The following is a 24,689-nucleotide window of genomic DNA, read 5'->3' on the forward strand; positions in this document are numbered from 1 at the left end:
GCTCGGGGGGCTTATCGGTTAGGGGAAGCGGGGTCAAAGCCCATTTTTGGAACAGTCGCGCCGCCACGGTGGAAATCGGGGATCATGCTCAGCCTTCCCAACCTTTTGACATTGTCACGGATTCTTGCGGTTCCCATCCTGCTCTTCTTGCTGTGGCCAGGCGTGGTCGAGGGCGGGCAGCAGCCAAAGCCGATCGATTATGCCTTCGCCTTCGGCCTTTATTGCCTGATGGGGATTACCGACTATTTCGACGGCTATCTCGCGCGCGCGCGCGGAACCGTCTCGCGTCTCGGCATCTTTCTCGACCCCATTGCCGACAAGATCATGATCGCAGCGGTGATCCTTCTCCTTGTCTTCACGCGCGATGTCGCGGGCTATCATGTCATTGCGGCGCTGATCATTCTCCTGCGCGAGATCATCGTTTCGGGCCTGCGCGAATTTCTGGCGACCCTCCAGGTGTCGATGCCGGTCACGCAGCTTGCCAAATGGAAGACGACCTTTCAGCTCATTGCCTTCGGCGCGCTGATTCTCGCCGGGGCCTTGCCCGCGATGGCATGGATCAAGACGGTGGGGCTCGCCTCGCTGTGGGGCGCGGCGCTGCTGACACTGATTACCGGCTGGGATTATCTTCGCGTCGGCCTCAAGCACATGGACTGAAGAGAGGATGCGGATCGCCTATTTCGCCTGGGTGCGCGAACGCATGGGGGTGGCTGAGGAGATGGTTGCGCTGCCCGAAGGGATCGCGACGGTTGGGGATCTGGTCGGATGGCTCGCAGCACGCGACGCGCGGGGCGCGGGCGCATTTGCAGAGCCGCACCGGATCCGCGCGGCGCTCGGCGGGGCGATGGTCGGCCCCGAGGCGCTCATTGGCGATGCCGATGAGGTCGCGCTCTTTCCCCCGGTGACAGGAGGATGATCCGGGTCGCAGTCCAATCCGCGGCGATCGACGTCGCGGCCGCGCTTGCGGCGCATGATGCCGGCGGACATGGCGCGAGCGCGAGTTTCATCGGCCGGGTTCGGGGCGATGGCGGGCTTGTCGAACTTTTCCTCGACCATCATCCGGTGCTCACCGCGAATGGGCTTGAGGATCTGGCCGCGCAGGCCGGGGCGCGCTGGCGGCTGGAAGCGCTGACGCTCATCCACCGGGTGGGAGCGATGGCGCCGGGCGACACGATCGTCCTCGTCCTTGCAAGCAGTGCGCACCGCGCCGAAGCGCTCGCGGCGTGCGAATTTCTGATCGACCGGCTCAAGACCGACGTCATGCTCTGGAAGCGCGAAAGCTTCGCCGATGGGCGCTCGGCATGGGTCGAACAGCGCGAGACGGATCACGACCGCGCAGGGCGCTGGGGCTGAAGAGCCGGCGGGGAAGCGGGCGGATCAGTTCGCCTTGTGCTTGCGAAAAATATCGGCCAGCATTCGAAATTCGTCGGCGCGCGGACTGCCCTTGCGCCAGACCAGGGCGATCGTGCGCCAGTCATGATCCGAAGCAAGCGGCCGCGTGTCGATGTCGGTGTGGTCGAGGATGCCGGCCTCGATCGCCATCTGCGGCAGCATGGTAATGCCAAGGCCGTTGTCGACCATTTGGACAAGCGTGTGGAGCGAGGTGCCCATCATGCGCGCGCCGGCGCGCAGTTCGGGGCGATTGCATGCAGCGAGCGCGTGATCCTTGAGACAATGGCCGTCCTCGAGCATCAGCATTTGTGCCGGATCAAGCTGATCGGCGCTGACCATCGCCGGCAGCTCGTCGGCCTGGTCGCCAGGAAAGGCAACGAAGAGGGCGTCGTCGAACAGCTTTTCCGCCTCCACGTCGCCGCACGCATAGGGAAGGGCAAGCAGCACGCAGTCGACCGCACCGTGATGGAGCGATTCGCAGGCCTGCGCGCTCGGCTCCTCGCGCAGGAAGAGCTTGAGCGAGGGACGTTCCTTGCGCAATCGCGGAAGCAGACCAGGCAGGAGAAAGGGCGCGATCGTGGGGATGACGCTCATCCGCAGTTCCCCAACGAGCGGTGCCGCTGCCGCTGCCGCCATGTCGGCAAGCTCTTCGGCCTCGCGCAGCACCCGGTGCGCCTTTTCGACGATCGCGTTGCCGAGGGCGGTAAAGCGCACCACCCGCCGCGTGCGTTCGACGAGCGTTTGACCAAGCAGGGTTTCAAGCTCGCGGATTCCAGCCGATAGCGTCGACTGGGTGACGTTGCAGGCGTCGGCGGCGCGCCCGAAATGACCGTATTCATGAAGCGCGACCAGATATTGCATCTGCTTCAGCGAGGGCAGGTAATTGTGCATTGATCGACTATAATCATCGCGCGCCGACTTTTGAACAAGTTTCTCGATTGAACGGGCAGGGGCGGCGGGTGACGCGCACCCGGGGCTGCGCCGCGCGGCGGGTGCCTGCGCGGGGTGCGGTGCCGCTTACGGGATCATGCGCTGCCGAGGCCTTGGATCGCCGGGATCGCAGGGCCTAGGCGGCGACGCCGTCGGCGACTTTCATCCATTCGGCAAGCTTCGCCGCGGCGCGCTGGGTATAGCCAAGCTTGCGGTCCTTCTTGCGCACATCCTCGGCGAGCGGCGGGAACAAGCCGAAATTGACGTTCATCGGCTGATAGGATGCGGCATCGGCTCCGCCGGTGATGTGGCCAAGCAGCGCGCCGATGGCCGTTTCCGCAGGGGGCGGGGGGAGCGAGCGGCCGGTAAGCTCGGCGATCGCAAACCGCGCGGCGACGAGGCCGATGGCGGCGCTCTCAACATAGCCTTCGCAGCCGGTGATCTGCCCTGCAAAACGGATGTGCGGCGCCGACTTGAGACGCAGCTGCGCGTCGAGCAGCTCGGGCGAGCGAATGAAGCTGTTGCGGTGGAGACCGCCCAAGCGCGCGAATTCCGCCTTCTCAAGGCCAGGAATGGTGCGAAAGAGCTCGACCTGCGCGCCGTGCTTCAGCTTGGTCTGGAACCCTACCATGTTCCAGAGCGTCCCAAGCGCATTGTCCTGGCGAAGCTGCACGACCGCATAGGGCCAGCGCCCTGTCCGCGGATTGTCGAGGCCGACGGCTTTCATCGGTCCGAAGCGAAGCGTTTCGATGCCGCGCTCGGCCATCACTTCGATCGGCATGCAGCCCTCGAAATAGGGCGTGTCCTTCTCCCAGTCCTTGAACTCGGTCTTTTCGCCGTCGAGCAGACCCTGGACAAAGGCGTGATACTGGTCCTTGTCCATCGGGCAGTTGATGTAATCCTTGCCGTCGCCGATTGGCCCGACCTTGTCCCAGCGGCTCGCCATCCACGCAATGTCCATGTCGATGCTGTCGCGGTAGACGATGGGCGCGATCGCATCGAAGAAGGCGAGGGCGTCCTTGCCGGTCGCCGCTCCGATGCTCTTGGCGAGCGAGGCGGCGGTGAGCGGGCCTGTCGCAACGATGGTGAGCCCCTCGCCCGGCAGTGTGTCAATGCGTTCGCGCACGATTGCGATGTTGGGGTGGCTCTCCAGTGCCTGTGTTACGCCGCGGGAGAAAAGCTCGCGGTCAACGGCCAGCGCCGACCCTGCGGGAACTTTCGTGGCGTCGGCCTCGCGCATGATGATCGAGCCCAGCGCGCGCATCTCGCGGTGGAGGAGGCCGACCGCGTTGCTGTCGCCGTCATCGCTGCGAAAACTGTTCGAACAGACCATTTCGGCGAGCCTGTCGCCCTGATGTGCCGGCGTCGTGTCGCCGCCGCCGCGCATTTCGGAAAGCCGCACGCGAAATCCCGCCTCGGCAAGCTGCCATGCGGCCTCCGAGCCCGCAAGGCCGCCGCCGATGATGTGAATGTCGTGGCTCATTGACGCTATCCGTTGACTTCTCTTTGTGGAGCCGCGCACTAGTCCGGTTGAGTTCAAGATGCAAAGGGGAGCGGGGGCATGAGCAGCAAGCCGCGGTGGGACCGGGCCGGGTGGCTATGGTGGTTGGCGCTCGCCGGCGGGGTCAGCTTCTTCATCGCGGTTCATCAGCGGCTCGATGGCCCCTGGGTCTGGGCATGGAAGACGAGCGGCGTCGGCCTGCTCGCCCTCTGGGCGGCGGCGAATGCGCGTGAGCGAAACGGCTGGCTGATCGCAGCAACGCTCGCCTTCGGCGCGCTCGGCGACTGGCTTCTCGACGCGAAAGGGCTCAAGATCGGCGCGGTTGCCTTCGCAGTCGGGCATATTATCGCGATCATCCTCTATCTTGGGAACCGGCGCGCGGCGCTCGCCTTTTCGCAGCGCCTGCTCGCCTGGCTCGTGATGCCCGCAACGCTTGTGATCGTCTGGGCGGCGCTGAGCCCAGCGCCGGGCTGGGGACAGGCCGCAATCTATTCGCTGTTCGTCGCGGCGATGGCTGCGACGGCCTGGACCAGCCGATTTCCGCGCTATCGCACGGGGATCGGCGCGATGCTGTTTCTCGCGAGCGATCTGGTCATCTTCGCCGCCGAGGGCGGCGCCATGCCAAGAAGCGTGGCAATATGGCTCGTCTGGCCGCTCTATTTTGCAGGCCAGGCGCTCATCGCCCGGGGGGTGGTCGGCGCGCTCAGCCGCGAAAACAGCTAAAGGGATAGAAAGCTCAGGCCGGGGGCGCTGCTTCGCCAGCGAGCAGCGCCTCGATATCGGGGATCGGACGGCCGGTCATGTCCTTGACAAGCTCGCCTGCGAGGCGGGCGGTCACCTCCTTGTGCCAGAGGGGCCGCAGCACGCCCATTGTCCGCGCGGGCGCGACCACGACGAGCGCCTCGAACGCTCTGGCGAGCGCCATCGCATTGACCTTTTCGGCGAGACTTTTTGCAAAGCGGTCCTCTTCCTGCTGGTGGAAATCCGCTTCGCTCATCGTGCCCCCGCCAAGGCCGGTTCCAGCGGGTGCGGGCGATTGGCCGGCGGGTGCAGTCTTGATGTCGCTGTCTTTCCTGTCCTCGCGCTCCTGGTGCGCCTCGGTGCGCAAATCGATGCGCTGGGCGTCGCCGTGATTGCGCAGAAACAAGGCCTTGCGCCCGTCGGCGACGAGGACGAGCGTGTCGTGGTCGAGGGTCATGATCAAAGCTCCTTTTGAGGAGCAACGCACGGGCGACGCGCAGAGTTTCGCTATCCTCTCCAGGCGGCGATCGTCGTGCGGTGGAGCAGGCGGTCATGGCCGTCATAACCGCCCGTCGCCCGGTGGAGGACCGAGCGATTGTCCCACATGACGAGCATGTTCGGCTCCCACCGGTGGCTGTAGCGGAAAGCCTCGCTTCCCTGCCATTCCAAGAGCTGCATGAGCAGCGGTAGCGCCTGCGCCTCCTCCATGCCCTCGATACCGATGATATAGCCCGCGCAGCCGAACAGCCCTTCGCGCCCTGTTTCGGGATGCTTGCGGATAAAGGGATGAAGCTGCGTTGCCATCGCTTCCTCGCTCGAGCGAATATCCATGCTGCGTCCCCCGGCTCCCTTGGGATCGCGCGCGCCATACATGCCCGAGGGTGCATAGCCGCCGCGTGCGCTGTGGATCGCCATTTTCCCCTCGATCCGGGCACGAAGGTCCCCGGGCATTGCCGCGAGCGCGGCGTGCTGGTTCGCAAATTCGGTGTTGCCGCCGACGGGCGGAATGGTGATCCCGAAGAGGCAGGTTCCGGCAGGAGGGTGCGCCTGGAAACTCCAGTCGCTATGCCAGTTTTCAGCAAAGAGCGGCGCGGTCTCGTCGGCCCGGCGCTTTACTGCGATGATATGCGCGCGTCCGGGGATCGGGCGGATGAAGGGATCCTCGCCGAAGCCTCCGAAATATCCGGTGAAGCGTTCAAGGTCGTCGTCGCTCATCGCCTGATCGGGAAAGGCGAGGACATTGTGCTCAAGCCACGCGGCGCGGATCGCAGCGACAGTTTCGGGGGAAATGGGCTCGGTCAGGTCGACGCCCGTGACATGGGCGCCGCAGGCCTGGCCGCTTGGGGTGATGTCGAGCGCCATAGCGCGATGCTGCGCTCATTGCCGCGGCGGGTCAATCCCGCTTGCTGATGCTCACGACCGCATGCATCGGCAATTCGCCGTAAAGGTGCGGGAAGAGGGCGCCGCCGCGCGCCTCCTCCCACCTCACCATCTTTTCAACCTGGGCAAGGTCGATCTCGGCGATCCTGAGATCGCGCTCGCCCGCGAAATGCTTTTCGAGCGTTCCTTCAAGCTGCTCCGCGGTCGAGAGATGGATAAAGCCGTCCGCGACATCGACCGGCGCGCCGCGAAAAACGCGCTCGCGCTCGAAATCGGCCCATTGCTGGGCGGTCAATATCTTGAAGGCTCTGGCCGCGGTCATTCGGCGCCCGCCTCGCCCGCAGCGGCTGCGACCTCGCTTGCCGCGCTCTCGTCCGCTGCGCCCTCTTCGCTCTCTTCGATCAGCGCGGCCGAGACGACATGCTCGCCTTCGGCGACGTCGAAGAGCCGCACGCCGGCCGAACCACGCCCGATGACGCGCAGCGTGTCGAGCCCCATGCGGATCAGCTTTGCCTGATCGGTGACGAGCATCAGCTGGTGCGCCTGCGTGGCCGGGAAACTCGCGACCACCGGCCCGTTGCGCCGGATATTGTCGATATTGGTAATCCCCTGGCCGCCGCGACCGGTGCGGCGATACTCATAGGCCGATGACAATTTGCCATAGCCGTTGGCGCAGACGGTCAGGATGAACTGCTCGCGTCCGGCGAGTTCGGCGAAGCGCTCATCGCTCATCTTCGGCGCGCCTTCCTTTTCCGCCTTCCACGGCGCAAAGCGAAGATAATCCTCGCGCTCCTCCTGATCGCGCATTCCGCCGCGATGCAGGATCGACAGCGAGATGACCTCATCGTCATTCTTGGCAAGTTTCATCCCGCGCACGCCGGTCGAGTTGCGACTCTGGAACTCGCGCACTTCGTCGCCGGCAAATCGGATCGCCTTGCCCTGGCGCGTCGCAAGCAGCACATCGTCATTCTCGCCGAGCAGCGCGACGCCGATCAGCCGGTCGTCCTCGTCCTCGCCCTCGAACTTCATCGCGATTTTGCCGTTCGAGGGGACGTTGGTGAAGGCGTCCATGCTATTGCGGCGTACATTGCCCTTTGCGGTCGCGAACATGACGTGGAGCTTGCCCCACTCGGCCTCGTCCTCGGGGAGAGGCAGCACGGTCGAGATCGTCTCGCCCTGCGCCAGCGGCAACAGGTTCACCATGGGCCTTCCCCGCGTCGCCGGGCCGCCCTCGGGCAGGCGCCACACCTTCAATCGGTAGACCTTGCCCGCGGTCGAGAAGAAGAGCACCGGCGTGTGGGTCGAGGTGACGAAAAGATTGGTGACGACATCCTCGTCCTTCGTCGCCATGCCCGCGCGGCCCTTGCCGCCGCGGCGCTGGGCGCGGAAGGTCTCGAGCGGGGTCCGCTTGATATAGCCGTCGAGCGTGACGGTGACGACCATCTCTTCGCGCTCGATCAGATCCTCGTCGTCGATGCCGTCGGCGGCAGGGGCGACGATCGTCTTGCGGGGGGTGGCGAACTCCGCGCGCACCGCGACGAGCTCCTCGCGCATCACGCCATAGAGCTTGACCCTGTCGGCGAGGATCGAAAGCAGTTCCTCAATTTCGGCAGCCAACTCCTCGAGTTCCTTGCCGATTTCGTCCCTGCCGAGCGCGGTCAGGCGATGAAGGCGCAAATCGAGGATCGCCTTTACCTGCGTCTCGGACAAGCGATAGGTGGTGCTTTCCTCCATCTCGCCCTCGATCGCCTCGACGAGGCGGATATAGGGCGCTATCTCGCCGATCGGCCACTCGCGCGCGAGCAGAGCCTCGCGGGCTGCGGCAGGATTGGGGGCGCCGCGGATGATCCGCACCACCTCGTCGAGATTGCTGACGGCAACGACAAGGCCGAGCAAGATGTGCGCGCGGTCGCGCGCCTTTGCGAGTTCGAACTTGCAGCGGCGCGTGATGACGTCTTCGCGAAACGCGATGAAGGAGGAGAGAATGTCCTTCAGCCCGAGCATTTCGGGCCGGCCGCCGCGGATCGCGAGCATGTTGGCCGGGAAGCTCGACTGGGCCGGCGTGTGGCGCCAAAGCTGGTTCAATACGACCTCGGCCGTTGCATCGCGCTTCAGCTCGATGACGACGCGCACCCCCTCGCGGTTCGACTCGTCGCGGATATCGGCAACGCCTTCGATACGCTTGTCGCGCGCGGCTTCGGCGATCTTCTCGACGAGGCCCGACTTGCCGACTTGAAAGGGAATCGACGTTAAAACAATCGATTGGCGGTCGTTTCTACCTTCTTCTATCACATGGGTCGAGCGCATCATGATCGAACCGCGTCCGGTGGCATAGGCGTTTCGTGCGCCGCCCTGGCCGAGCATCATTGCACCGGTTGGAAAGTCGGGGCCCGGGACGATCGCCATCAACTCTTCGAGCGTGATGTCAGCGCCGCCTTCAAGCTGGCGGTCGATCATCGCGAGCGTCGCATCAATGACCTCGCCAAGATTGTGCGGCGGGATGTTCGTCGCCATCCCGACCGCAATGCCGCCCGCGCCATTGACGAGCAGGTTGGGGAAGCGCGCGGGGAGCACGGTCGGCTCTTCGCGGCTTGCATCATAGTTGGGCTGGAAGTCGACCGTATCCTTGTCGAGATCATTGAGCAGCACCATCGCGGTCTTGGCAAGACGCGCCTCGGTATATCGCATGGACGCCGGCGGATCGGGGTCCATCGAGCCGAAATTGCCCTGACCGTCGATCAGCGGCACGCGCAGCGACCAGTCCTGCGTCATGCGTGCAAGCGCGTCATAAATCGCGCTGTCGCCGTGCGGATGGTAGTTGCCCATGACGTCGCCGACGATCTTCGCCGACTTCTTGTAGGGGCGGCCCGGAACGAAGCCACCCTCCTGCGCTGCATAGAGGATGCGGCGGTGCACCGGCTTCAGTCCGTCGCGCACGTCGGGGAGCGCGCGGCTGACGATTACGCTCATCGCGTAATCGAGGTACGAGGCTTTCATTTCATCGACGATGTTGATCGGCGAAACGCCGTCCTCGGACGGCTGCATAGGCGTATTTTCTTCGGTCAAGACCCGGCCTTTTTGGTTCTTTCGGGAGATGCCACCGGACTAGCCGATGGCGGGAGAAAAGGCCAGCGATTCGCCCCGGTTCGGGGAGATTTTTTCGCGCCTCCTTGCGCTGCTCAATTGGGCCTTTTGCGCATCATTTTCTGGCGTCATGACGCCCGACAAGCGGCTTGCCAATCGCGTTCGCCGCCGTAAAGCTCTCGCGCGATGACCGCTTTTTCGCCTGGTGTCGCCCCGTGGCCCTGATTGCGCTGGTAGGGGCCAGCGAGACGCTTCCCGATGGCGGGCTGCGCGCGCTCGTCTCGCTCGCGGGCGAGACGCTGATCGAGCGGCAGGCTGCAAGGCTCGCCGACGTCGGCGTCACCCATATTGCCGTCGCGGTGGGATCCGTGCCCGCCGAGCTTCTCGCAACCTGCGACCGCATCCGCCGCCGGGGAATGCGGGTCACCTCGGTGCGCACGGCCGCTGATCTGATGGCGCTCGCCGAGGAGGATGACCGGATCATTCTGGTGGCCGATGGTCTGCGCGCGGGCGGAACCCACTATGCCGCGATCGCAAAGCCCGGGACGCCCGCCATCCTGGTCACCGGCGACACGGTGCTCACCCAAGGGTTCGAACGGATCGACGCGACCCGCCGCTGGGGCGGACTGGCGTGTCTCTCGCCCCCGATGGTTGCCGAGCTCGCGGCGATGCCGGGCGAATGGGACATGATGCTCACGCTCCTTCGTCTCGCGGTGCAGGCGGGCGCGCGGCGGCTCTATTGCGAGCCCGCCTTGTTCGAACAGGGCGAAATCGCGATCGTTGTCGATCGCCGGGTCGCGGCGCTGATCGAGCAATCGAGCCTGCAGCAGGTCGAATATGGCGGAATGGGGCTGGGGCGCTCGGCCATCATGATGCCGCTCGTCCGCCTCGCCGGGCCGCTGCTCGTCAAATCGCCCGCGACGGCGCGCTATCTGCCCTATGTCACCGGGCTTCTTTGGGTCATCGTCGCGCTGCTCGCGGCGAGCGGCCTCGTCGCGGCAGCGGCGTTGGTCGCCCTGTTCGGCGGTCTCGGGCTTGCCGCCATGCGATTTCTTTCGGCCTTTCGCGCCGAAAGCGCGGGTCAGGACCGGTGGCGCGAGATCATCCGCACCTTCGCCTGGGTCCTGCTCGCCACTTTCCCCTGGCTCATGTCGCTTGGAGGCGCCGCACATGAAGCGCCGCCCTTTGCCGAGGCAGCCCTTGCACCCTGCCTTGCCGCCGCGATCCTGCTTGCGCGGTGGCTTTATGAGGATTCAGGAGAAAAGCGCCGCTTCCACTGGCTTCTGCCCGATGCCGACCAGGCGTGGATCATGCTCGCGCCGTCGCTGCTTTTCGGCTTCGCAGCACCGATGTTCGCGAGCCTGCCGCTCCTCGCGCTTCTCCAGATCCTGCTCTGGATCCGGCTGGCGCGGCGCCCTGACGCGCGATAAAACAAGGTCCTTGAAGGTTTAGAGCGCGTTAACGCCATTCTGCTATTGGCGATCATCCATGCGTGATTCCTTCGCCTCGCCCGGTATCGAGCTGCCGTCGCCGACCCTGTCGGCGCGCCTTCGGGAAATGGCGGACTATCTTGCTGCACCAGGTGCGGAGCGGCTGACCGAGGAGCAGCGAGCGCTGGCGCTCGGCATCGCGCGCCGCCTCATTGTCGACGTGGCATCCCGTCTCGATGAGGGCATCGACCCTGCAGCATTGTGGGACGATTGGATCAGAGGCGGGATACCGGGAGCAGAGCGCCTCGCCGCCCCCTGTTTTGCGCGCGGCGAGGAGCATCGCTGGCGCGAGCAATCGGCGCAGCGTGCGGCGCCGCCGCTGGTTCCCCTGCCCGATGAGGTTGCAGGCGCAGCCGGGGAGGGCGACATTCCCGCCGCCGACGCGCCAATGAGCGACGCGAACCGTTTCTATCTCGCGTTGCAGATCGCCGACCGGCGCCGCGCCGATGCTCTCGGCAATCCCTGCATCGCGGTTGCTGATCTCGACACCGACCTTTTTCGCGCGCTGCTCCTCGATATCGCTGCCTGGCGGCTGGTCGAGCTGGGAAGCGCGCAAGCCGACGCGGCGCGGCTCGGCGACGCGGTGCGGAACGCGCTTGCACAGCAAGCAAGAGAGACCGGTATCGATGCCGCCGCGGCTGGCTGGCACCGCGCGCTCGAAGCCGAAGGCGCGCTCGCCGAAACCGCGGCGCACGCGATAGCACGGCATGACTGGCCTGCGCTCATCGCGCTCGCTGCGGCCGCGCACCGTCAGCGTTACAGCGCGATGGCGCTGAGGCTGCTTACCGCCGAAACCGCGGCGCTGCCGTCGCTGCTTGCACCGCTTCGGATCGACCGCGCGGCGATTGCACCGCTCGAGGCGTCGCTTTCGCTGCTGCCTTGCCGCACGATTTCGGGCAGCGCTGCGCCCGACGAAGATTATGCGGCCCTTCTCACCGCGCGTGCAGGGGGCGCCGCGCCGCCGGCGGAGGGTGGGACATGATCGCGCCCATTGTCTGCGGCCGGATCGACCGGGCAGGTGCGCTCATCAGCGCCGACCCGCCGCTGCTGCGCCTGCAGCAGCGCGCGGGAGGGGGGCTCGAGACGCCGCTTGCGCTTCCCCATCTAGCGCGGCTCGCCGCGCTCGCCCAGCGACTCCAGCGCGAGATCAGCCGTCCGCTCTATGCCGCCGACGATCACAGCGACGTCTTCGCGCTCGTGCGCATCATTCCCGATGCCGAGGGCGCAAGCCTCGAAATCAGCGATTGGCGCACGCGCCCGGTCGCGCCGTCACAGGCGCCGGTCGAGATCGATCTGCCGGTTGCGGCCGATGGGTGGAGCTGGGAATGCGACGCGCGCCTCCGCCTGATTGCGCTGCGTCCGGGCGCCGAGGCCGGGGCGATCCCAGAGGATTGGGAAGGCCGGTCTTTGTCGGAACTTTTCGAGTTGCAACCGGACGGCGACGGGCATTTCCCGGTGCTCCGCGCGCTCGCGCGTCAGACATCGTTCAAGGACCAGTCGGCGCGCTTCGGTGCAGCGGGAGAGCGGACGACCACCATGCTCTCGGGCGATCCGACCTTCGATGCGGCAGGCGGATTTACCGGCTTTCGCGGGATTGCGGCTGCCGCCGGGGTGCCAGGCGACGAGCCACCGCTGCGCTCGCCCACAGACCCGGTCTTCGGGTCGCTGCCGCTTTCAGACCCCCAGTTCGGGCGGCGGATCGATGGCGCGCTGCGGGGACCGCTCAGCCGGATCATCGCCACCGCCGAGACGATTTCGGGACAGTTCGACGGCCCGATCCGGGCCGATTATGCGCGCTACGCCGGCGATATCGCGCATGCCGGACGGCATCTTCTCGGCCTCGTCGACGATCTTGCCGACCTTCAGAATATCGAGCGTCCGGGCTTCAAAGCCGCGCGCGACGAGATCGACCTTGGCGATCTTGCGCGGCGGGCCGTCGGGCTGCTTGGGATGAAGGCGGAGGAAAAGGCAATCCGTATCGACGCGCCGCGCACCGACGACCAGGCGCCCGCCTATGGCGAATTTCGCCGCGTCCTCCAGGTGCTGCTGAACCTTCTTGGCAATGCGATCCGCTATTCGCCCGAAAACTCGCTGATCTGGATCCGCGTCGACCGCGATGGTGACCGTGCAACGGTGACCGTCGCCGACCAGGGTCAGGGGATTTCGGCCGAGCAGCAAGCGGTGGTGTTCGAGAAGTTCGAGCGCCTCGGCCGCACCGACAGCGGCGGGTCAGGGCTTGGCCTCTACATCGCCCGGCGGCTCGCTCGCGCAATGGATGGCGATCTCACGGTCGACAGCGCGCCGGGACAGGGCGCGCGCTTCACGCTCAGTCTTCCCGCGCGCGAGGGGGAATAAGGCTCCTCCTTTAGGCGCCTTTCGAATGGCCTCGAACGACCTCGCCCCAAAAAGAAAGGGCCGCGCCTCGGCGCAGCCCCACTCCTTTCGCCATTGCGAAGCTTTTGCGCTCAGCGCTTCTCCACCGGCACGTAGCTTCGCTGCACCGGGCCCGTGTAAAGCTGGCGCGGACGGCCGATCTTCTGCGCGGGGTCGGAAATCATCTCGTTCCACTGGGCGACCCAACCAACGGTGCGGGCGAGCGCGAAGAGGACGGTGAACATCGTCGTCGGGAAGCCGATCGCCGAGAGAATGACGCCCGAATAAAAGTCGACGTTCGGGAACAGCTTCTTCTCGATGAAATAATCATCGTTGAGCGCCATTTCCTCAAGCTGCAGGGCCACGTCGAACATGGGATCGTTGACCTGGAGCGCGGCGAACACCTCGCGCACCGTCTTCTGCATCACGGTCGCGCGCGGGTCGTAATTCTTGTAGACGCGGTGTCCGAAGCCCATCAGGCGGAACGGATCATCCTTGTCCTTCGCGCGCGCGATATATTCGGGGATGCGCTCGGGGCGCCCGATCTCGCGCAGCATGTTGAGCGCGGCTTCGTTGGCGCCGCCATGCGCCGGACCCCACAGACAGGCGATGCCTGCTGCGATGCAGGCAAAGGGGTTGGCGCCCGAGGAACCGGCAAGGCGGACCGTCGAGGTTGACGCATTCTGTTCATGGTCGGCGTGGAGGATGAAGATGCGGTCAAGGGCGCGCACGACGGCGGGATCAACCTGATATTCCTCGGCAGGAACACCGAAGGTCATGCGCAGGAAATTATGCGTATAGCCAAGGTCGTTGCGCGGATAGACGAAGGGCTGACCGACCGAATATTTATACGCCATCGCGGCAATCGTCGGCATCTTCGCAATCAGCCTGTGGCTGGCAATCATGCGCTGGTGCGGATCGTTGATATCGGTCGAGTCGTGATAAAAGGCGCTCAGCGCACCAACGACGCCGCAGAGGATCGCCATCGGGTGCGCGTCGCGGCGGAAGCCGCGGTAGAAGGTTGCAAGCTGCTCATGGACCATCGTGTGGCGGGTGATGGTGTTGTCGAACCGGGTGAGCTCGTCAGCGCTCGGCAATTCGCCGTTCAGCAGCAGATAGGCGACTTCCATGAAGCTCGAATGCTCGGCGAGTTCGCCGATCGGGTAGCCACGGTGGAGCAGTACGCCTTCGTCGCCGTCGATGTAGGTCAGTTTCGACTCGCAGCTCGCGGTCGAGGTGAAGCCGGGATCATAGGTGAAGGCGCCGGTCTGGCCATAGAATTTGCGGATGTCGACGACATCGGGGCCTACGGTTCCCGACAGAATCGGGCTCTCGACGCTCTTGTCTCCCAGGGTGATTTTGGCAGTTGTTTCGGTCATATCTCTTCCCCTGTATGGAGGGCCAAAGCCAAGGTGGCTACGCCCCTGCCGGAAAATTGTGCGCTGCGTCAAGTCGCGCCAGGCTGGCGTCGCGGCCAAGCAGCAGCAGCACGTCGAAAATCCCCGGCGACACCGCGCGGCCGGTCAGCGCGGCGCGCAGCGGCTGGGCAAGCTTGCCGAGCCCGAGCTCGGCCGCTTCGGCCGTCTCGCGAACCGCCTCCTCGATGCTCTCGCTGGTCCAGTCGGGCAGACCTCTGAGCCGCTCGGTCACGTCCGCAAGGAGACCCGGGGGCGCATCGCGCAGCAACTGAGCAGCTTTCTCGTCCAACTCCAGTCGATCAGGCAGGAACAGGAAGACGGCGCCCTCGGCGATCTCGCCCAGCGTCTTGGCGCGCGGCTTGAGCGCGCCCATCGCGCGGGCGAGAAGCGCGCGGTCCATATCGTCAAGCGGCCGGTCGACCAGCGCTTCGACGCGCGGCGCGACGAGGCCGGCGAGCCGTGAATCGTCGGCCTCGCGGATATAATGCCCGTTCAGATTCTCGAGCTTCTTGAAGTCGAAGCGCGACGGCGAGCGGCCAACATTGGCAAGATCGAACCATTCGATCGCCTGCGCGCGGCTGATGATCTCATGATCGCCATGCCCCCAGCCGAGGCGCAGCAGGTAATTGTTTACGGCCTCGGGCAGATAGCCCATCTCGTCCCGATAGGCATCGACCCCCAGCGCGCCGTGGCGCTTCGAAAGCTTCGCACCATCGGCCCCGTGGATGAGCGGAACATGCGCGTAAACGGGCTCGCGCCAGTTCATCGCGCGGATCAGCGCCGACTGGCGAAACGCGTTATTGAGATGATCGTCGCCGCGAATGATGTGCGTCACCCCCATGTCATTATCGTCGACGACGACGCTGAGCATATAGGTTGGCGTTCCGTCCGAACGGAGCAGGATGAAGTCGTCGAGTTCGGCATTCTGCACCGTCACTTCGCCCTGGACGCGGTCATGGATGGTCGCCGAGCCTTCCTGGGGAGCGCGCAGGCGGATGACGTGCGGCGCTTCAGGATCGCCGTTATCCCGATCGCGCCACGGGCTGCGCACGCGGAAGGGAACGCGCTTTTCCTGCGCCTCAGCGCGCATGGCGGCAAGCTCGTCCTGTGTGAGATAGCAGCGATAGGCCTCCCCGCGCGCCAGCAGATCGTGCGCGACCTCGGCGTGCCGGCTTGCGCGCGCAAATTGATAAACCGCCTCGCCATCCCAATCGAGGTCGAGCCACTTCATGCCATCGAGAATCGCCTCGATCGCGGCCTCGGTCGAACGTACCCGGTCGGTGTCTTCGATCCGCAACAGGAATTTGCCGCCGTGATGGCGCGCAAACAGCCAGTTGAAGAGCGCGGTACGCGCGCCGCCAATATGCAGGAAGCCGGTGGGAGAGGGGGCGAAGCGGGTCACCACGGCACTGTCGGTCGCTTCGGTCAAATCGCTCTGGTCTGGGGTTGCCACCACGAAGTCTTTCACTCGTTTTGCCGCGCTCCGGCGGGGGCCGGGACGGATCGGGGGTGCCCCTAGCATGGCGACATGGCCGCTTCAAACGCCCATTCGCGCCAGCGGCGCGCAAAGGGCGGGGCGGCGGGGGCACGCAATCGCAGCGAGGCGTGACGCGAGGATGGGGACCTGCGCTCTTGCAACCGGTCGCGCCGGGGACCGCCGGCCCTGAAGGGGCCCCGCTGCCCGCGATCGGGGGCGGCGCCGTGCGACCTGCTCGTCCGATCTGACGGTGCGGTGTCCCGCTGGACACCGAAGCGACGCCGCGCTCAATCGATAGCGGCGTCTGTTCAAGCTCAGTGGTAGCGGCGCAGCAATCCGGATAGTCGCCCTTGAACCATGACGCGCTCGGCCTCGTAGCGCTGCGGCTCGTAGGCGCTGTTCGCAGGGTCGAGCCGGATCATGCGGCCTTCACGGCGGAAATATTTGAGCGTCGCGTCCTGCCCGTCGACAAGCGCGACGACAATGTCGCCTTCGCGCGCAGTATTGGCCTTCTGGATCAGCGCATAATCGCCGTCGAGAATGCCCGCCTCGATCATGGAGTCGCCCGAAACCTCGAGTGCATAATGTTCACCCGAACCCAGAAGCGCGGCTGGAACCGAAAGCTGGTTGTGATCCTCGAAGGCCTCAATCGGTACGCCCGCTGCGATACGGCCGTGAAGCGGAACTTCGATGATGTCGTTCGCGGCGATCGGCCGCACCGCTGCAGGCTTGCGCAGCGGCAGCACATTATGGTCGTCCGGCGCCTTCGCTCTTGCAGCTTCGGGAAGCTTCAAGACCTCCAGCGCCCGCGCGCGGTTCGGAAGGCGGCGCAGAAACCCCCTTTCTTCAAGGGCGCTTATCAAGCGATGTATGCCCGACTTCGATTTGAGGCCGAGCGCTTCCTTCATCTCTTCAAAGGAGGGCGAAATGCCGCTGGCATCGAGCCTTTGCTGGATGAAGTGGAGCAGTTCGTGCTGCTTGGGGGTCAACATCACTCGATCTCCATAAGGGGCGCGCTGGACATATGGAGAACGATAGTGGAACAGAGCGGAACTTGTCAAGCAATCGCGATATAGTCCGCGCGCTCGCCCGGTGCGCGCGCGGGCGCGCGCGCCTCGCGGATCACGAGCGCATTGGCCTGGGCGAGCGGAACGGTCTGGCCGCTGTCCTGTGAGGCCAAGGGGGTGAGGCCGCTGGCATCGAGGCTGGCGCGCAGATAGTCTCGCCGCTCGCCGCCCGCGGCGAGCGGCGCGGCGAGCGGCGCCTGGCGGATGAGCGGGAGCGGCGCGCGCGCACCCGCGAGATGGCGGACAAGAGGGAGGAGGAACAGCGTTGCGGTGACGAAGGCGGACGCGGGGTTTCCAGGCAGTCCGAGCAAAGCGGCCGTGCCGATCGTCCCCGCGATCAGCGGCTTGCCGGGTCGCATCGCGACCTTCCAGAAATCAACAGATCCTCCCGCGTCGGCGATCGCGTCTTGAATATGGTCATGATCGCCCACCGACGCCCCCCCTATCGTCACGATGATGTCATGATGCCGCGAAAGTTCGCGCAGCACATCCCCGATCACTGCGCGATCGTCGCGTGCGTGGAGGGGCAAACTCACTTCGGCGGCCTCATCCTGGAGCATCGCTGCGAGCATCGCGCCATTGCTATCGGGGATCTGACCCACGCCGAGCGGATGCCCCGGCGGGACGAGTTCGTCCCCGGTGGCCAGAATGGCAACGCGGGGGCGGCGGCGCACCGGCGCAGCAGGTGCGCCCGCCATGATCGCCGCCGCGATCGCGCCGGGCGTAAGCCGCGTCCCGGCGGCAAGCAGGCGCGCCCCCGCTGCAAAGTCGCCCGCGCGCGCGCGCACATGTTTTCCGCGCGCCGCCGGGCCGTCGCCGGTCAGCACTAGGGCCGCGCCCGCTGCGGCGACATCCTCTTGTACCACAACGGTATCGGCGCCGCCGGGAAGCATGGCGCCGGTGAAGATGCGCATCGCCTCACCCGCGCTGAGCGTGCGCGTCGGCATCGTGCCTGCAGCAACCTCGCCCGTGATCGACCATGGCCCCGGGAGATCCTCGAAGCGTATTGCATAGCCGTCCATCGCCGATAGCGCGGCGGCGGGCTGATCGCGAAGCGCTGTGATATCTTGTGAAAGATAGCGGTCGAGTGCCTCCACAAAGGGCGTATTTTCGGGCGCGAGCGGCGCGGCGAGCGCTAGGATTCGTGCCTGCGCTTCCTCGACGTTCAAAAGCCGTTTCATTCGGCGCGCCAGTCGCCCGAGCGACCGCCGCTCTTCTCCAGGAGACGGATGTCCTCGAGCACCATGGCCCGGTCGAGCGCCTTGGCCATATCGTAGAGGGTGAGAAGGGCGACCGAGGCGGCGGTGAGGGCCTCCATCTCGACCCCGGTGGGACCGGTTGTCGCGGCACTCGCGCGGACCGAGATGCCGCCCGCATCCCAGGCAAACTCCACCGTCACCCTGGTGAGCGCGAGCGGATGACAAAGAGGAATAAGATCCGCCGTGCGCTTTGCTGCCATGATCCCGGCGATCCGGGCGGTCGAAAGCACATCACCCTTGGGCATGTTCCCGGTACGGATGGCCGCAAGCGCCGCTTCCGCCATGCGGATCCGCCCTCCTGCAACCGCGCGCCGCTCGGTCGCCGGCTTGGCGCCCACGTCCACCATATGCGCCGCGCCCGTTTCGTCGAGGTGAGTCGGTTTGTCTGTCATCGCGGGCCAAGCGAAGCAATGCAGGGCACAAAAGGCAAGGGGGGAGCGGTGATCCGCCGGCGCGGGGGCGCGCGAATCCACGTCTCCTGATCGGAGCGCTGCCCTGTTTGCTCGCAGGTCGCTACCGGATCGCACCTCGCAGGAGCTCGCCCCGCTGGCGCAGGCGGCGGCGCGCCCTATCCCTCGAGCAACGCTTTCGTCGCGGCGGTGACGTCGCTTTGGCGCATCAGGCTTTCTCCCACGAGAAAGGCATGGACGCCGCTCGCCGCGAGCCGTGCGCAATCGGCGTGCGCCCCAATGCCGCTCTCGCCGACGAGGAGGGTTCCCGCCGGCACGAGTTTTGCGAGGCGCTCGGTGACGCCAAGGTCGGTCTCGAAGGTACGAAGGTCACGGTTGTTGACCCCGATCAGGCGCGAATCGAGCTGGGTGAGTGCACGTTCGAGTTCGGCCTCGTCGTGAACCTCGACGAGCACGTCCATGCCGCGTTCGAGGGCGGCCGCCTCGATCTCGCGCATCACGCCGTCGTCGAGCGCGGCGACGATGATCAGAACCGCGTCGGCGCCGATCGAGCGCGCTTCGGCGACCTGCCAGGGGTCGATCGTGAAATCCTTGCGCAGCACCGGTAGGCTGCACGCCGTGCGCGCGGCGATCAGATATTCCTCATGCCCTTGAAAATAGGGCGCATCGGTTAGAACCGAAAGGCACGCCGCGCCGCCTGCTTGATAGGAACGTGCGTGCTCGGCAGGATTGAAATCCTCGCGAATCAATCCTTTGGATGGCGAAGCTTTCTTGATTTCTGCAATGAGGCCGAAGCCGCCCGCGGCGATCCTTGTCTCGAGCGCTGCGGCAAAACCGCGCACCGCGCCGCCGTCGACGGCGTCGAGCGCGGCGATGGATCGCGACTTGCGCCGCTCGGCGACTTCGACCGCCTTGGTCGCGAGAATTTCGGTCAATCTGTTCATTTATAGGCGATCCAGCAGTTGAGCAGCGCGTTGGCGAGGCCTTTGTCGATCGCCTCGGCGGCTTCCTCCACCCCGTCCATGAGGGTTTCCGCGTGGCCTGCGACGACGAGGGCTTCGGCTGCATTGTAGAGGACGGCGTCGCGGTAGGCGCTATGCTCGCCCATCAAAAGCGCCCGGAGCGCCTTCGCATTATAGGCCGCATCGCCGCCCCGAATGGCCGAAATGGGGTGCGTGGGCAGGCCCGCGTCGGCGGCCGCGCTGCGCTGCATCCGCACCCCTTCTGCGGTGATGACCGCGACCTCGTTGCCGCCCGCGAGCGACAGTTCGTCGAGACCTTCGTCGCCCGAGATCACGCGCGAATGATCGGTACCAAGTTGGTGGATCGCCTCGGCATAAACGGGGACATAAGCTGGGCGCGCGATGCCGATGAGCTGACGCCGGACGCGGGCCGGATTGGCGAGCGGCCCCATCAGGTTGAAAATGGTGCGCCGGCCGAGCGCCTTGCGGATCGGCATGATGCGCTTCATCGCCGGATGATGGTGCGCAGCGAAGAGAAAGCAGATCCCAAGATCGGCAAGCTGCGCCGCCGCCATCTCGCTCGCGCGCGTGAGGTCGAGACCGAGCGCTTCCAGCGTATCGGCGGCGCCGGCCTTCGAAGACGCGGCCCGATTCCCATGTTTGGCAACAGGAACCTCGCACGCCGCAACGACGATCGACACGGCCGTCGAAACGTTGAGCGTGTGATGGCCATCGCCGCCTGTTCCGCAGACGTCGATCGCGCCTTCGGGGGCCTCGATCGGGATCATCCGCTCGCGCATCGCCTGCGCCGCCGCAGCGATCTCGACCATCGTTTCGCCGCGCTCGGAAAGGGCCGCGAGGAAGGCGGCAACCTCTTCGTCGCGGCCGCCGCCGTCGAGCATCGTCTCGAATGCATGTGCCGCCTCGTCAGGACCGAGAAGCGCGCCGGGGTCGGGGAATGGGCCGAAGCGGTTCATGCCGCCTGCCGCTCGGCGACGGGTAATCCGGCGATCCGGAGGAAATTGGCGAGCATTGCGTGGCCGTGTTCGGTTGCGATGCTTTCAGGGTGGAACTGGACGCCGTGGATAGGCAGCTCAACGTGGCGAAAGCCCATGACCGCGCCATCATCGCTGGTCGCGTTGACGGCGAGAACGGGCGGAATCTCGACAACCTCGAGACTGTGGTAGCGCGTCGCGGTGAGCGGCGAGGGAAGGTTGACGAAAAGCCCGGTCCCGTCGTGACAGACGGGCGAGGTCTTGCCGTGCATCAAATGGCCCCGCTGGACGATGCCCCCGAAATGCTGGCCAATTGCCTGATGTCCGAGGCAAACGCCGAGCAGCGGCCGCTTCGCCTCGGCGCAGGCGGCGACGAGTTCGAGACTGATCCCGGCCTCGTTGGGGGTGCAAGGACCTGGCGAGATGAGGACAGCATCTGCCCCGCTCGCCATCGCCTCAGCCGCACTTAGCGCGTCATTGCGCTCGACCCGCACGCCGGCGCCGAGCTCGACCAGATAATGGACGAGATTGAACGTGAAGCTGTCGTAATTGTCGATGACGAGGATCATGCCGCCCTACTGCCCGTAACCTGGGGTGCCTGCAAGCCGCACCGCCTCGCGCGCAGCGGCGAAGAGCGCCCCTGCCTTGGCCTCGCACTCGCGCTGTTCATATGCAGGGTCGCTGTCGGCGACGATGCCCGCGCCCGCCTGGACATGCATTTCGCCGTCCTTGACGATCGCCGTGCGCAGCACGATGCAGCTGTCCATATTGCCATCCGGAGCGAAATAGCCGACGCCGCCCGCATAGGGCCCACGCGCGTCGGCTTCGAGCTCGGCGATGATCTGGCACGCGCGGACCTTCGGCGCGCCGCTGACCGTCCCTGCCGGGAAGCCCGCAAAGAGCGCGTCGATCGCATCCTTGCCGGGTGCGAGGCGGCCGATGACGTTCGACACGATGTGCATGACGTGGCTGTAATATTCGACCGTGTAGCTGTCGGTAACGGTGACGCTTCCCCCTTCGGCGGCGCGGCCGACGTCGTTGCGGCCAAGATCGAGCAGCATCAGGTGCTCGGCGCGCTCCTTGGGATCGGCGAGCAGACTTTCGCGGTTCTCGACATCCTCAGCACTGGTGCGCCCGCGCGGGCGGGTGCCCGCGATGGGGCGAATGGTGATCTCGCCGTCGCGGACGCGAACGAGAATCTCGGGCGAAGAGCCGATCAGCGCGAAACCGGGAAGGTCGAGGAAATAGAGAAAAGGGGAGGGATTGATCCGGCGCAGCGCCCGATAGAGGTCGAAAGGCGGCAGGTCGAACGGCGTCGAAAAGCGCTGCGAGAGTACCACCTGAAAAATGTCGCCCGCGGCAATATAATCCTTCGCCGTGCGGACCATTTCGGCAAAGCGCTCGGGTGTCGTAGCAGCGTTCCGGACGATCGCGTCGGGCTCAGCGCGGGTAGTCGCACCCGGGGTTTGCGCGCTCTGGGTCGCAAGCCGCGCAGCGATGTCTTCGAGCCGGTCCTGCGCTGCGTCGATCATCCGGTCGATCGGCGCGCTCGCATCGGGCCAGATCGGCGCGATCAGGAACAATTCGTCAGCGAGGCGGTCGAACACGAGGATCGTTGTCGCTCGCACGAAAATCATGTCCGGAAGTTCAAGCCCGGCGCCGGGCGCGCGCGGCACTCGATCTTCGACGAGACCGATGGTTTCATAGGCGAAGAAGCCAACGAGCGTCGCGAGCGCCTTGGGCAGGCCGTCAGGCACGTCGAAGCGGCATTCGGCCACAAGATCGCGCAGCGCCTGGAGAGCGGGGACCCCAAAGGGCACGAACGCCGCCTTGTCGTGGCGCCAGTCGCGATTGATCCGCGCAGCGTTGCCATGAACTTCGAACATCAGGTCGGGATCGAGGCCGAGCAGGCTGTAACGCCCGCGCGTCTCGCCGCTTTCGACCGATTCGAGCACCCAGTCGCCGCGCCCCGCCTCGATCAGCTTGAGCGCCGCCGACACCGGCGTCTCGACGTCGGCGATCAGGCGCTGCCAGATCACCGCGCCGCGTCCCTGCGCCAGCGCCTCGAGCGCCGCGGCCCTGCCTTCGAGCGCCGTCATCCCCGGGGCTACTGCGCCGGCGCCGTGCCGGTCAGCTCCTTGCGCAGCTTCTCGAGCAGGTTCTTGTTGATTTTCACACCAGCGCGGCGCTTCGCCTCGGCGACGAGCTGGCCCACCAGCTCGTTGCCGAACGCCGGGCCGAGCGGCTGTGCAATTGCAGCCACGCGCGCAGGATCGATATCCTTCGGATTCGGGCGGTCGACCTCGTCGAGCGCGATCACCATCCAGCCCCGGTTTCCAGGGATTTCGAGCGTCTTCACGCTGCCTTGCGCCATCGAGAATAGGAGCGCGAGCTCGGGCGGCACCGGCTGGCCATTCTGGCCGAGCTCGGCGCGGCTGCCGCCGATCGTCTGGACCGAGCCGACGTTCGGACCCGCTTCGCGGGCGGCGGCCCCGAGGCCCTTGCCGCCTTCAACGGCTTTCACGATCGCGCGCGCCTTGTCACGCGCCACTTTCTGCCCTTCTGCAAGGCGCCAGTCGGCAAGAAGGCCGGCGCGAATCTCCGCGAAGGGGGGCGGGGCAGCGGCGACGATCGATTTCACCGCGAAGACCGCGAACTTCTCATTCTCGATGATCGAGACGAGCTGACCTTCGCCCTCGGCGCTCGCCTGAAAGGCCTGCGAGATCATCGGCGCCAATTCGGGAGGAAGCGCAAAATCAGGCTGCTCCGGCGCGCGGCCGGTAGGAAGCAGCGCGGGCGTCTCGACGAGCTCGAGCTTGCGGTCGCTTGCAACCTCCTCGATCGCGGCGCCCCCGTTCACAGCGTCCTGGATGGCATTATAATAGTCGACGATCGCCTCGTTCGCCTTGTTCTTGGCAAGTTCCTCGCGAATCTCGGCGCTCGCATCGGCAAGGGTGCGGGCGGGATTGACTTGAATATTCTCGACACGGGCCACGGCCCAGCCGAGCTCGGTCTGCGTAGGGCCGAGAAGCTCACCTAGCTTTGCGGCAAAGCCGGCCTTGGCCGCAGCGGCGTTCGTTGTGGCCGCGTAAGCGGACTGCGTAAGGTCTCCCGTGGTCGCGGCGGACAGCCCTGCCGCCTGCGCCGCGGCGGCGAGCGAGGCACCGCTGCGCACCTTGGTCGCGATCGCGTTGGCCGTGGCCTGATCCGGCGCGATCACCTGGGCGAAACGGCGCGTCTCGCTCGCGGCGTAACGCGCAGCGTTCGCCTTGTAGACATCGGCGACCTCGGCGTCGGTCACCGCGGGCACCGGCACGGCGCTGCGGTCGAATAGCGCATATTGGATCACGCGGCGCTCGGGGACCGTATAGCGCGAGGCGTTCTGCGAGAGATATTTGCGCAGCGCCGCATCGCCAGGGTCAGTCGTGGGCGCAAAGGGGCTCGCGGGAACGAAAGTTGCCGATCCGCGCCGCTTTTCGAGCAGCAGCGCGGCATAGGGCTGCGCCATCGCCGCGGATACCCGGGGTATCCTGCCGATCGGTTCGGCGATCTGCTCAAGAAGCAGCTGCTGGGCCATATCGCCGCGCAGCTGCGCCTCGCTGATCCCGTTCTGGCGCAGAAACGCCTGATAAGCGCCCTGATCGAAGCGGCCCGACACGCCAGCGAAGATCGGCAGATCGGCAATGCGCCCGTCGATGAGGCGCTTGCTGACACCAAAACCCATCTCCTTCGTAAGCTGCTCGAAGGCTGCGCCTTCGATCAGCTGGTCGAGCACCTGGTCGAGCCCGCCCGATTCGACGAACGCCGTCTTGGTGAGCCCCGGCTGCTGCTGGCGCGCCTGGTTATAGGCGAGATTCACGCGGTCGCGCAGCTCACCAACCCCGATGTCGGTGTTGCCCACCTCGGCGACAGTAGCGCCGCCAAGCCCGCCAAAAGTCGAGTTGCCGGTGACGTCGCTCAGTGCAAAGGCGACGCCCACGAGGGCAACGAAGGCGAGTGCGAGAAACTTGCCGATCGCGGAAGAGAAGAGGTTGCGGATCGCGGTGATCATCGAGCGGGCAATCTTTCGAATGGGCGCCAAAGGCACGGTTGGGCGCTGCTTTAGTGCCTGAGTAGCGCAGATGGAAGCCTTGTCATTGCTCGGCTTGCCTAGCGCCGCCGTGCCCGGCTAGGGGGCTCAGCATCGGAAACGAATGGTGATGGAGCGGAG

At 65.8% G+C, this 24,689-nt stretch carries 23 protein-coding genes; 7 read left to right on the top strand and 16 right to left on the bottom strand.

Annotation, left to right across the window (positions count from 1 at the left end):
- The first annotated feature begins 84 nt into the window (after nt 1–84).
- The 3 genes from pgsA to B5X69_RS06605 are packed head-to-tail and all read left to right on the top strand — an operon-like array spanning nt 85 to nt 1,353.
- Nucleotides 85–657 carry a CDP-diacylglycerol--glycerol-3-phosphate 3-phosphatidyltransferase gene (gene pgsA, locus B5X69_RS06595; RefSeq protein WP_079637896.1) on the top strand — a complete coding sequence of 191 codons (573 nt, stop codon included), beginning with the start codon at nt 85–87 and terminating at the stop codon, nt 655–657.
- 7 nt (nt 658–664) lie between these two features.
- Entirely contained in the window at nt 665–916 is a 252-nt protein-coding gene (gene moaD, locus B5X69_RS06600; protein WP_079637897.1) for a molybdopterin converting factor subunit 1, read from the top strand.
- Nucleotides 913–1,353 carry a molybdenum cofactor biosynthesis protein MoaE gene (locus tag B5X69_RS06605; protein WP_079637898.1) on the top strand — a complete coding sequence of 147 codons (441 nt, stop codon included), beginning with the start codon at nt 913–915 and terminating at the stop codon, nt 1,351–1,353. The genes moaD and B5X69_RS06605 overlap by 4 nt, the downstream gene beginning before the upstream one ends.
- A gap of 24 nt (nt 1,354–1,377) precedes the next feature.
- Here the strand turns inward: B5X69_RS06605 and B5X69_RS06610 are convergent, their stop codons facing one another.
- Nucleotides 1,378–2,283, bottom strand: coding sequence for a hydrogen peroxide-inducible genes activator (locus B5X69_RS06610; RefSeq protein ID WP_079637899.1), 906 nt, complete (start codon nt 2,281–2,283; stop codon nt 1,378–1,380).
- A 175-nt stretch (nt 2,284–2,458) separates the two neighbouring features.
- A complete protein-coding gene (gene trmFO, locus B5X69_RS06615; RefSeq protein ID WP_079637900.1) occupies nt 2,459–3,805 on the bottom strand; it encodes a methylenetetrahydrofolate--tRNA-(uracil(54)-C(5))-methyltransferase (FADH(2)-oxidizing) TrmFO in 1,347 nt (448 codons plus the stop codon).
- A gap of 78 nt (nt 3,806–3,883) precedes the next feature.
- Here trmFO and B5X69_RS06620 point away from each other — a divergent pair, with 78 nt between their 5' ends.
- Nucleotides 3,884–4,546, top strand: coding sequence for a lysoplasmalogenase family protein (locus tag B5X69_RS06620; protein WP_079637901.1), 663 nt, complete (start codon nt 3,884–3,886; stop codon nt 4,544–4,546).
- Nucleotides 4,547–4,559: 13 nt separating this feature from the next.
- Here B5X69_RS06620 and B5X69_RS06625 read toward each other — a convergent pair whose 3' ends face one another.
- The 4 genes from B5X69_RS06625 to gyrA are packed head-to-tail and all read right to left on the bottom strand — an operon-like array spanning nt 4,560 to nt 8,989.
- Entirely contained in the window at nt 4,560–5,021 is a 462-nt protein-coding gene (locus B5X69_RS06625) for a host attachment family protein (protein WP_079637902.1), read from the bottom strand.
- A gap of 50 nt (nt 5,022–5,071) precedes the next feature.
- Entirely contained in the window at nt 5,072–5,926 is an 855-nt protein-coding gene (locus tag B5X69_RS06630; protein WP_079637903.1) for a TauD/TfdA dioxygenase family protein, read from the bottom strand.
- A gap of 31 nt (nt 5,927–5,957) precedes the next feature.
- Nucleotides 5,958–6,266 (bottom strand): DUF952 domain-containing protein, encoded by a 309-nt coding sequence (locus B5X69_RS06635; protein WP_079637904.1) that lies wholly within the window; start codon nt 6,264–6,266, stop codon nt 5,958–5,960.
- A complete protein-coding gene (gene gyrA, locus B5X69_RS06640) occupies nt 6,263–8,989 on the bottom strand; it encodes a DNA gyrase subunit A (protein WP_176141533.1) in 2,727 nt (908 codons plus the stop codon). The genes B5X69_RS06635 and gyrA overlap by 4 nt, the downstream gene beginning before the upstream one ends.
- Nucleotides 8,990–9,177: 188 nt before the next feature.
- Between gyrA and B5X69_RS06645 the strand changes: the two genes are divergently transcribed.
- From B5X69_RS06645 to B5X69_RS06655, 3 genes are read left to right on the top strand one after another with little or no spacing between them, the layout of a single operon-like run.
- A complete protein-coding gene (locus B5X69_RS06645; RefSeq protein WP_245798655.1) occupies nt 9,178–10,458 on the top strand; it encodes a glycosyltransferase family protein in 1,281 nt (426 codons plus the stop codon).
- 58 nt (nt 10,459–10,516) lie between these two features.
- Nucleotides 10,517–11,500: a hypothetical protein gene (locus tag B5X69_RS06650; protein WP_176141529.1), complete on the top strand. Its 984-nt coding sequence runs from the start codon at nt 10,517–10,519 to the stop codon at nt 11,498–11,500.
- A complete protein-coding gene (locus B5X69_RS06655) occupies nt 11,497–12,873 on the top strand; it encodes a sensor histidine kinase (RefSeq protein ID WP_079637907.1) in 1,377 nt (458 codons plus the stop codon). The genes B5X69_RS06650 and B5X69_RS06655 overlap by 4 nt, the downstream gene beginning before the upstream one ends.
- Nucleotides 12,874–12,983: 110 nt before the next feature.
- Here B5X69_RS06655 and B5X69_RS06660 read toward each other — a convergent pair whose 3' ends face one another.
- The 10 genes from B5X69_RS06660 to B5X69_RS06705 form a co-directional block, all read right to left on the bottom strand.
- On the bottom strand, nt 12,984–14,270 hold the full coding sequence (locus B5X69_RS06660) for a citrate synthase (protein WP_079637908.1): 1,287 nt from the start codon (nt 14,268–14,270) through the stop codon (nt 12,984–12,986).
- Between the two features lie 37 nt (nt 14,271–14,307).
- Nucleotides 14,308–15,762, bottom strand: coding sequence for a glutamate--tRNA ligase (gene gltX / locus B5X69_RS06665; RefSeq protein ID WP_425441507.1), 1,455 nt, complete (start codon nt 15,760–15,762; stop codon nt 14,308–14,310).
- A gap of 338 nt (nt 15,763–16,100) precedes the next feature.
- Nucleotides 16,101–16,778 carry a transcriptional repressor LexA gene (lexA, locus tag B5X69_RS06670; protein ID WP_079637910.1) on the bottom strand — a complete coding sequence of 226 codons (678 nt, stop codon included), beginning with the start codon at nt 16,776–16,778 and terminating at the stop codon, nt 16,101–16,103.
- Nucleotides 16,779–16,843: 65 nt separating this feature from the next.
- Nucleotides 16,844–18,034, bottom strand: a complete 1,191-nt coding sequence (locus tag B5X69_RS06675) for a molybdopterin molybdotransferase MoeA (RefSeq protein ID WP_079637911.1) — start codon at nt 18,032–18,034, stop codon at nt 16,844–16,846.
- The gene (gene moaC, locus B5X69_RS06680; protein ID WP_079637912.1) at nt 18,031–18,504 is read right to left on the bottom strand and encodes a cyclic pyranopterin monophosphate synthase MoaC; all 474 of its coding nucleotides are present in this window, start codon (nt 18,502–18,504) and stop codon (nt 18,031–18,033) included. The genes B5X69_RS06675 and moaC overlap by 4 nt, the downstream gene beginning before the upstream one ends.
- A 176-nt stretch (nt 18,505–18,680) precedes the next feature.
- Entirely contained in the window at nt 18,681–19,466 is a 786-nt protein-coding gene (gene trpC, locus B5X69_RS06685; protein WP_079637913.1) for an indole-3-glycerol phosphate synthase TrpC, read from the bottom strand.
- Entirely contained in the window at nt 19,463–20,461 is a 999-nt protein-coding gene (gene trpD, locus B5X69_RS06690; protein ID WP_079637914.1) for an anthranilate phosphoribosyltransferase, read from the bottom strand. Before trpD ends, trpC begins: the two co-directional genes overlap by 4 nt.
- The gene (locus B5X69_RS06695; protein WP_079637915.1) at nt 20,458–21,048 is read right to left on the bottom strand and encodes an anthranilate synthase component II; all 591 of its coding nucleotides are present in this window, start codon (nt 21,046–21,048) and stop codon (nt 20,458–20,460) included. The genes trpD and B5X69_RS06695 overlap by 4 nt, the downstream gene beginning before the upstream one ends.
- 6 nt (nt 21,049–21,054) lie before the next feature.
- Nucleotides 21,055–22,578 carry an anthranilate synthase component I gene (gene trpE, locus B5X69_RS06700; RefSeq protein WP_079637916.1) on the bottom strand — a complete coding sequence of 508 codons (1,524 nt, stop codon included), beginning with the start codon at nt 22,576–22,578 and terminating at the stop codon, nt 21,055–21,057.
- An 8-nt stretch (nt 22,579–22,586) separates the two neighbouring features.
- Nucleotides 22,587–24,530 (bottom strand): peptidylprolyl isomerase, encoded by a 1,944-nt coding sequence (locus tag B5X69_RS06705; RefSeq protein WP_079637917.1) that lies wholly within the window; start codon nt 24,528–24,530, stop codon nt 22,587–22,589.
- Between the last annotated feature and the right edge of the window lie 159 nt (nt 24,531–24,689).

Source organism: Sphingopyxis flava, assembly GCF_900168005.1.
Classification (GTDB): Bacteria; Pseudomonadota; Alphaproteobacteria; order Sphingomonadales; family Sphingomonadaceae; genus Sphingopyxis; species Sphingopyxis flava.

Coding starts and splice junctions, on each gene's coding strand:
- B5X69_RS06675 (WP_079637911.1), bottom strand. CDS start 18,034: ATGAAACGGCTTTTGAACGTCGAGGAAGCGCAGGCACGAATCCTAGCG.
- B5X69_RS06625 (WP_079637902.1), bottom strand. CDS start 5,021: ATGACCCTCGACCACGACACGCTCGTCCTCGTCGCCGACGGGCGCAAG.
- gyrA (WP_176141533.1), bottom strand. CDS start 8,989: ATGCAGCCGTCCGAGGACGGCGTTTCGCCGATCAACATCGTCGATGAA.
- pgsA (WP_079637896.1), top strand. CDS start 85: ATGCTCAGCCTTCCCAACCTTTTGACATTGTCACGGATTCTTGCGGTT.
- trpD (WP_079637914.1), bottom strand. CDS start 20,461: ATGAACCGCTTCGGCCCATTCCCCGACCCCGGCGCGCTTCTCGGTCCT.
- moaD (WP_079637897.1), top strand. CDS start 665: ATGCGGATCGCCTATTTCGCCTGGGTGCGCGAACGCATGGGGGTGGCT.
- B5X69_RS06650 (WP_176141529.1), top strand. CDS start 10,517: ATGCGTGATTCCTTCGCCTCGCCCGGTATCGAGCTGCCGTCGCCGACC.
- B5X69_RS06695 (WP_079637915.1), bottom strand. CDS start 21,048: ATGATCCTCGTCATCGACAATTACGACAGCTTCACGTTCAATCTCGTC.
- B5X69_RS06655 (WP_079637907.1), top strand. CDS start 11,497: ATGATCGCGCCCATTGTCTGCGGCCGGATCGACCGGGCAGGTGCGCTC.
- B5X69_RS06610 (WP_079637899.1), bottom strand. CDS start 2,283: ATGCACAATTACCTGCCCTCGCTGAAGCAGATGCAATATCTGGTCGCG.
- trpE (WP_079637916.1), bottom strand. CDS start 22,578: ATGACGGCGCTCGAAGGCAGGGCCGCGGCGCTCGAGGCGCTGGCGCAG.
- B5X69_RS06635 (WP_079637904.1), bottom strand. CDS start 6,266: ATGACCGCGGCCAGAGCCTTCAAGATATTGACCGCCCAGCAATGGGCC.
- B5X69_RS06660 (WP_079637908.1), bottom strand. CDS start 14,270: ATGACCGAAACAACTGCCAAAATCACCCTGGGAGACAAGAGCGTCGAG.
- B5X69_RS06620 (WP_079637901.1), top strand. CDS start 3,884: ATGAGCAGCAAGCCGCGGTGGGACCGGGCCGGGTGGCTATGGTGGTTG.
- trmFO (WP_079637900.1), bottom strand. CDS start 3,805: ATGAGCCACGACATTCACATCATCGGCGGCGGCCTTGCGGGCTCGGAG.
- B5X69_RS06630 (WP_079637903.1), bottom strand. CDS start 5,926: ATGGCGCTCGACATCACCCCAAGCGGCCAGGCCTGCGGCGCCCATGTC.
- lexA (WP_079637910.1), bottom strand. CDS start 16,778: ATGTTGACCCCCAAGCAGCACGAACTGCTCCACTTCATCCAGCAAAGG.
- trpC (WP_079637913.1), bottom strand. CDS start 19,466: ATGAACAGATTGACCGAAATTCTCGCGACCAAGGCGGTCGAAGTCGCC.
- B5X69_RS06605 (WP_079637898.1), top strand. CDS start 913: ATGATCCGGGTCGCAGTCCAATCCGCGGCGATCGACGTCGCGGCCGCG.
- B5X69_RS06705 (WP_079637917.1), bottom strand. CDS start 24,530: ATGATCACCGCGATCCGCAACCTCTTCTCTTCCGCGATCGGCAAGTTT.
- moaC (WP_079637912.1), bottom strand. CDS start 18,504: ATGACAGACAAACCGACTCACCTCGACGAAACGGGCGCGGCGCATATG.